This window comes from Acidobacteriota bacterium (assembly GCA_012517875.1).
GTDB lineage: Bacteria > Acidobacteriota > JAAYUB01 > JAAYUB01 > JAAYUB01 > JAAYUB01.
The window spans coordinates 1-5,418 of the sequence record JAAYUB010000089.1 but is presented as its reverse complement, the minus strand read 5'-3'; the positions used below and the strand labels follow the sequence as shown (position 1 = coordinate 5,418).

Annotated in this window: 5 protein-coding genes; 1 reads left to right on the top strand and 4 read right to left on the bottom strand. The window is 70.7% G+C overall.

What is annotated here, in order from left to right:
- Positions 1-2,430 (top strand): primosomal protein N' (priA, locus tag GX414_09135; GenBank protein ID NLI47258.1); only part of this gene is annotated, 2,430 nt, incomplete at its 5' end.
- 328 nt (positions 2,431-2,758) lie between these two features.
- Here the strand turns inward: priA and GX414_09130 are convergent.
- The 4 genes from GX414_09130 to GX414_09115 form a co-directional block, all read right to left on the bottom strand.
- Positions 2,759-3,397, bottom strand: a complete 639-nt coding sequence (locus tag GX414_09130; GenBank protein ID NLI47257.1) for a hypothetical protein — start codon at positions 3,395-3,397, stop codon at positions 2,759-2,761.
- 31 nt (positions 3,398-3,428) lie between these two features.
- The gene (locus GX414_09125; protein NLI47256.1) at positions 3,429-4,361 is read right to left on the bottom strand and encodes a hypothetical protein; all 933 of its coding nucleotides are present in this window, start codon (positions 4,359-4,361) and stop codon (positions 3,429-3,431) included.
- A gap of 74 nt (positions 4,362-4,435) precedes the next feature.
- Positions 4,436-4,612, bottom strand: coding sequence for a hypothetical protein (locus GX414_09120; GenBank protein NLI47255.1), 177 nt, complete (start codon positions 4,610-4,612; stop codon positions 4,436-4,438).
- Between the two features lie 3 nt (positions 4,613-4,615).
- A partial coding sequence (locus GX414_09115; protein NLI47254.1) for a radical SAM protein occupies positions 4,616-5,418 on the bottom strand: 803 nt, incomplete at its 5' end.

The window sequence follows — 5,418 nt, the reverse complement described above, 5'->3', positions numbered from 1 at the left end:
GCGGTCGCCTTGTTCGCCCCGGTGTTCCAGGACTACACGTACGCCGTTCCGCCGGCCATGGCCGCCGCCCGCCCGGGCTGCCGGGTGGTGGTGCCCCTGGGTGGCGGTCACGCCAACGGGGTGATCACCGCGATGACGGACACGCCGCCGCCCGGCGTGGAGCGGATCCGCGATCTCCTCAGCCTCGTGGATCCGGAGCCGCTCATCGACCCGCCGCGGGTGGAACTGGCCCGCTGGATCTCGCATCACTACTTCGCGCCGCCGGGCGACTGCCTGCGCCTCTTCTTCCCGCCCGGCTCGTACGTGGAGGCCACGTTCAGCTACCGGATCACTCCCGCCGGCGAGGCGCGCCTGGCCACGGCGGCTGACAAGGCGTTTCAGGACAAGCTGCTGGCGTTGATCCGCCGCCGCCCTGGCATCGACCGCAAGGAGATCGGCCGGGTGATGCCGGCCCGGTTCCTGGACCGGGTGCTGGCCAACCTCGAGCGCAACGGCTGGGTGACGCGCGCGAGCCGGGTGCTGGGCGCCCGGACCGGCTTCCGACGCGTGCTGTTCGTGGAGCTGGTCGACCCGGCGGCGGACCCGGCGGCGTATCCGAAACGCCAGCGGGCGGTGGTCGAGTTCCTGCGCAGCCACCAGGGACCGCTCCCGCTGGCCCGCGTGGTCGCCGAGACGGGCGTCCCGTACGACGTGACGCGGCGCCTGCAGGCCAAGGGCGTGCTGCGGATCGAGGCGGCCGAAAGCTACCGCGATCCGTTCGCCGGCTACCGGGCGCGCGAGACCGAAGCGCTGGTGCTCACGGCGGCCCAGCGCGCGGCCGTGGACCGGATCCGGGGCGATCTGGACGCCGGACGCCCCGGCCAGTACCTCGTGCTCGGCGTCACTGGCAGCGGCAAGACCCAGGTCTACATCGAGCTGATCCACGACGCGCTGCGCCGCGGACGCACGGCGCTCATGCTGGTGCCGGAGATCTCGCTGACCCCGGCATTGACCCAGCGGTTCATGACCCATTTCGGCGGCCGCCTGGCCATCCTGCACAGCATGCTCTCCGACGGCGAACGCCACGACCAGTGGTTCCGGATCCACCGCGGCGAGGCCGACGTGGTCATCGGCACCCGCTCGGCGCTGTTCGCGCCGCTGGCGGCGCCCGGCGTGATCATCCTGGACGAGGAGCACGACGCCTCCTACAAGCAGGACGAGTCGCCCCGCTACCACGCCCGCGAGGCGGCGCAGGCGTGGGCGCGGCAGTGCGGCGCAGCGCTGGTGCTGGGTTCGGCCACGCCGTCGCTGGAGAGCTACCACGCCGCCACCGAGGCCGGCGCCATGACCCTGCTCGAGCTGCCCGAGCGCATCCTGAACCGGCCGCTTCCCGACGTCGCCATCGTGGACATGGTGCGCGAGTTCGAGCGCTTCGGCCGCAACGTCATCGTGGCGGGCGAGATCTACAAGGCCATCGCCGACCGGATGCATCGGGGCGAGCAGGTCATGGTGCTGCTCAACCGCCGGGGGTTCGCACCCGTCGTCACCTGCCGCAAGTGCGGCGAGACGGTGCTCTGCGCCCACTGCGACATCGCCATGACCTTCCACCAGGCGGAGCGCCAGCTCATGTGCCACTACTGCGGCTACATCCGGCCGGTGCCCGACACCTGCCCGGCGTGCGGGAGCGGGCATCTGTTCCTGCTGGGCCTGGGCACCGAGAAGCTGGTGGAGGTGTTCCGCGAGCGGTTCCCGGGGCGGCGGGTGGTCCGCTTCGACCGGGACACCACCCGCCAGAAGGGGAGCATGAAGGAGATCCTCGACCGGTTCGAGCGGCGCGAGATCGACCTGCTGGTGGGCACCCAGATGATCGCCAAAGGGCACGATTTCCCGGCGGTGACCCTGGTGGTGGTGCTCTCCACCGACACCAGCCTACGCATCCCCGACTTCCGTTCCGCCGAACGGACCTTCCAGCTGCTCACCCAGGTGGCCGGCCGCAGCGGTCGCGGCGACACGCCGGGCCGGGTGTACATCCAGACCTATTATCCGAATCATTACGCCGTCCGGCTGGCGCGGCAGCAGGACTATCCGGCGTTCTACCGCCACGAGATGGAGTTTCGGCGCCGGCTCCACTTCCCACCCATGACCCGCCTGGTGTTCCTCGCGGTGAAAGACAAGCAGCGGGAGAAGGCCGAGGCGATCGCCCGGGGCGCGGGCGAGCACCTGCGGGCTGCCATCGCCGAGCGGGGGTTGGCGGCGACGCTGCGGGTGCAGGGGCCCATGCCGGCGCTGCTGGAGAAGATCAAGGACGACTACCGCTGGAGCCTGCTGATGCGGTGTCTGGCGACGGACGGCCTGCCCGAGGTGCTGCTCGATTTCCGCCGCCGCTGCCTGGACGCCCGCCTCCCCTTCACCCAGATCGCCGTGGACGTAGATCCCCTGGACCTGCTGTGAGAAGAGCCCCATTCCGCCGGTATCGCGCGCCCGCCCCGACCAAAGGCGCGCTCTCGGCTTCCCGGCAAATGATCGCTGCGGGTCGAATCCTGACCGGCGCCGCGTGTCTCTAAACAGGAGAGAGGTTTCGATCTTTTGATCCGCTCCCGCCCGGGGGCGGATGAACCAACCCCACCCGAGGAAACCGGTCCGCCGGTTTCCTTATCTTGGAATCATGATTGCACCGCCGCCGGGCCAAGCGCCCGGCGGCGCCGCCTTCGGGGAGCGGCCGCTCGGCGATGCCTGCTCCGGCTGGCGACGCCGCGGCGAAAAGCAGGGAGGATTCGTGCTAGTTGTTCGTGCGGGCTAAGCGGTCCCGGATGGCGGCCACCAGGCGGTCGGCGCCGGCGCGGAGCAAACTGGCCGCCGCCCGCAGGCAGTCGAGCAGCCGCCGGAGGCCGCGGTCCCACTGCACCACCGTCACCGCGCCGCCGGCGCCGCGCCGCTCCACCGCCACCACCCGCCCCAGCACCTCCCGGGCCGGGACGGGGGGGTCCAGGGCGGCGGCGGCGTCACCCTTCGTGCGAAAGACACAGCCACCGTCGGACATCTGCCGCCGGAACAGCACCCGGTGCAGGCGGAGCCGGCCGGCGTTGTTCAGGGTGAGAACCATGTCGCCGAAGCGCGCCGGAGCGTCCGCCGTCCGCACGAGGTGGACCACAGCGCCGTCGGGCAGCGCCCGGCGCATGCTGCGGCCGGTGACCCGCACTCGCACCAGGAAGCCGCGGCTCAGCAGCTCCGCCAGCATGACGCCGGCGCGGGGCGAGTCCAGGGCCAGGATGTCCGGCGTCTCGCCGGTCAGAATCTCGCCGGTGTGTTCCAGCTTCACGGGCGGGCGGGGATCGAACTCGCCGTCGTCGGACACCTTGATCACACGCAGCGGTTCCAACTTGGGATCAGGCGGTTTCGGATCGAATGAGTCATCCATGTGGGGGCCCCCTGTCCGGCGGATGATCGCGTCAGCGGACGGCGGCGGCGATCGTATCGGCCACCGTCGGGTCCGGCCGGAACGCCAGTTCCCGGCCGGGAATCTCGCGGGCCACCGCGCCGACGAAGTCCAGCAGGTCCGGCAGCACCTCCGCATGATACCACGGGATGGAGGTTACGGGGAGCAGGCGCTCCATCGCCTCACGGGGCGACAGCGACGCCACCCGGTTGGCGTCGGCGTGCCGCAGGAACAGCAGGCCGCCGAGCGGCGCGCCGGCGTTGCGGGCGATGTCCGCCTCGCCGGCCCAGGGCGTGCCGAAGGCCCACAGGCGCCCGTCGATGCGCCGCACCACCATCCGGTCGTCGCTGAGGAGTGCGAATCCGCCGTTGGCTAAAAGCTGCCGGGCCAGCGTGGTCTTGCCGGCGCCGGACCGGCCGGGGAATATGTACGCCTTGCCGTCGAGCGCCGCCCCGGCGGCGTGGACGATGCACCCCTCGCGCCGCGCCAGCGCGTATATCAGCAGGAGCTGGTCCAGCGGGTAACGCAGGGGATTGACCAGCGCCGGCTGGCCGCGGTGCAGCGTTCGCAGGCCGGGTCCGCAGCGCACCGTGGCCGAGGCGAGGGAATGGTCCAGCCACGTGTCCCAGAGCGGCGGCGGTCCGCCGGGCGCGGGCGGCAGCCAGAACCGGAATCCGGCGCCCTCGCGGGCCATGGACCAGGCGCCCGGGTTGTCCAGGAAAACCGCCGCGGGTTCAGGGGGAGTGAACGGGCGGTCGACGGATGCCAGGCGGACGACGATGTCGAACACCGCCGGGCCGCGGGCGACGCGACCCTCGAAACCGTCGTAGCGATTCGGCGGAGAGGTGATGCCGGGCGGCACGGGCATGGACTCCGGCGCCACCAGCGGCAGAGGCGAACGCAGGCGAAGGTTGACGTGTCCGATGGAGAGGGTTCGAGTAGGCATTGGGGTTATCGCTGGGCGCCGGGGCGAACTGCGGCAAAAACTGCCGGCAGCTCACAGGCAGGGGGGCGCCGAGACTAGGAACCCGGAGTTGCCTTGCACACACCGTTCAGACAGAGATTGCCGCTTTGACCGGTATCCGATCCGGACCGCTTGCAGCCGATCGCCAGGACTTCCTCGGCCAGCAGTTCGATCACGCGGAGCCGGGGCTTGTCGTATGCCTGTTTGTCGGTCTGATGGGTGTCTTTGTTCACGGATCAGTCTCCTCTCCGGGTCTGGTATTGATGCAGTCGCTCGGCGCGCAGCCGGCCCAACCGGCACACATAGTCAGCGGGTGTGGTCTCGGCGCCAGTCTCCAGCTCGAAAAACGCCGGGCAGCTTCCGCACACCAGGCGCGCCTCGCAGCGGCTGCACGGGAAACTGTTCCCGGCCATCTTATCATGCAGCCGAGGGATGAGATCACGCCAAATTTGATTGAACTCCGCGCGGTGCAGGTCCCCCGCCGGCCGGGCCACCATGAGGCAGGGCCGCAGGGTGCCGTCGGCGTCCACGTAAAACGCCGTGATCCCGGCGCCGCATATGTAGAGGCGCTGCTCCTCGGGCAACGTTGCGTTCTTGTCCAGAAACTCCGCCCACTGGCGGCGCCGCACCGGATCGGCCAGCTCCAGCTCCACGGCGTTCACCGGATCCACGCGGTGGGTCAGTGGTTTGCGGCCGCCGTCGAGGCGGGGATTGATGGCCGCGTCCAGGCGGAACGGCACCCCCAACTCCCGGGCGTAGGCCTCCAGTGCGCCCAGCTCCGCCGCATTTTCGCGCATCAGGATGGTTTTGAGGGCCAGCCTCACACTGGCGGCACGCAGGCGCTCCACGCCGCGGCGGGCGCGCGCCCAAGCGGTGGCCGAGCCGGTGATCCGCTCGACGGTGGCGGCAGTGGCGCCGTAGAGCGACACCTCCACGAGCCGCGGCGGCAGCTCCCGAAACAGCCGCACCACCCGCCGGGACAGCCGGGTGCCGTTGGTGAACACGGTGACCAGCATCCCCAGTCCCTTGGCGTGACGGT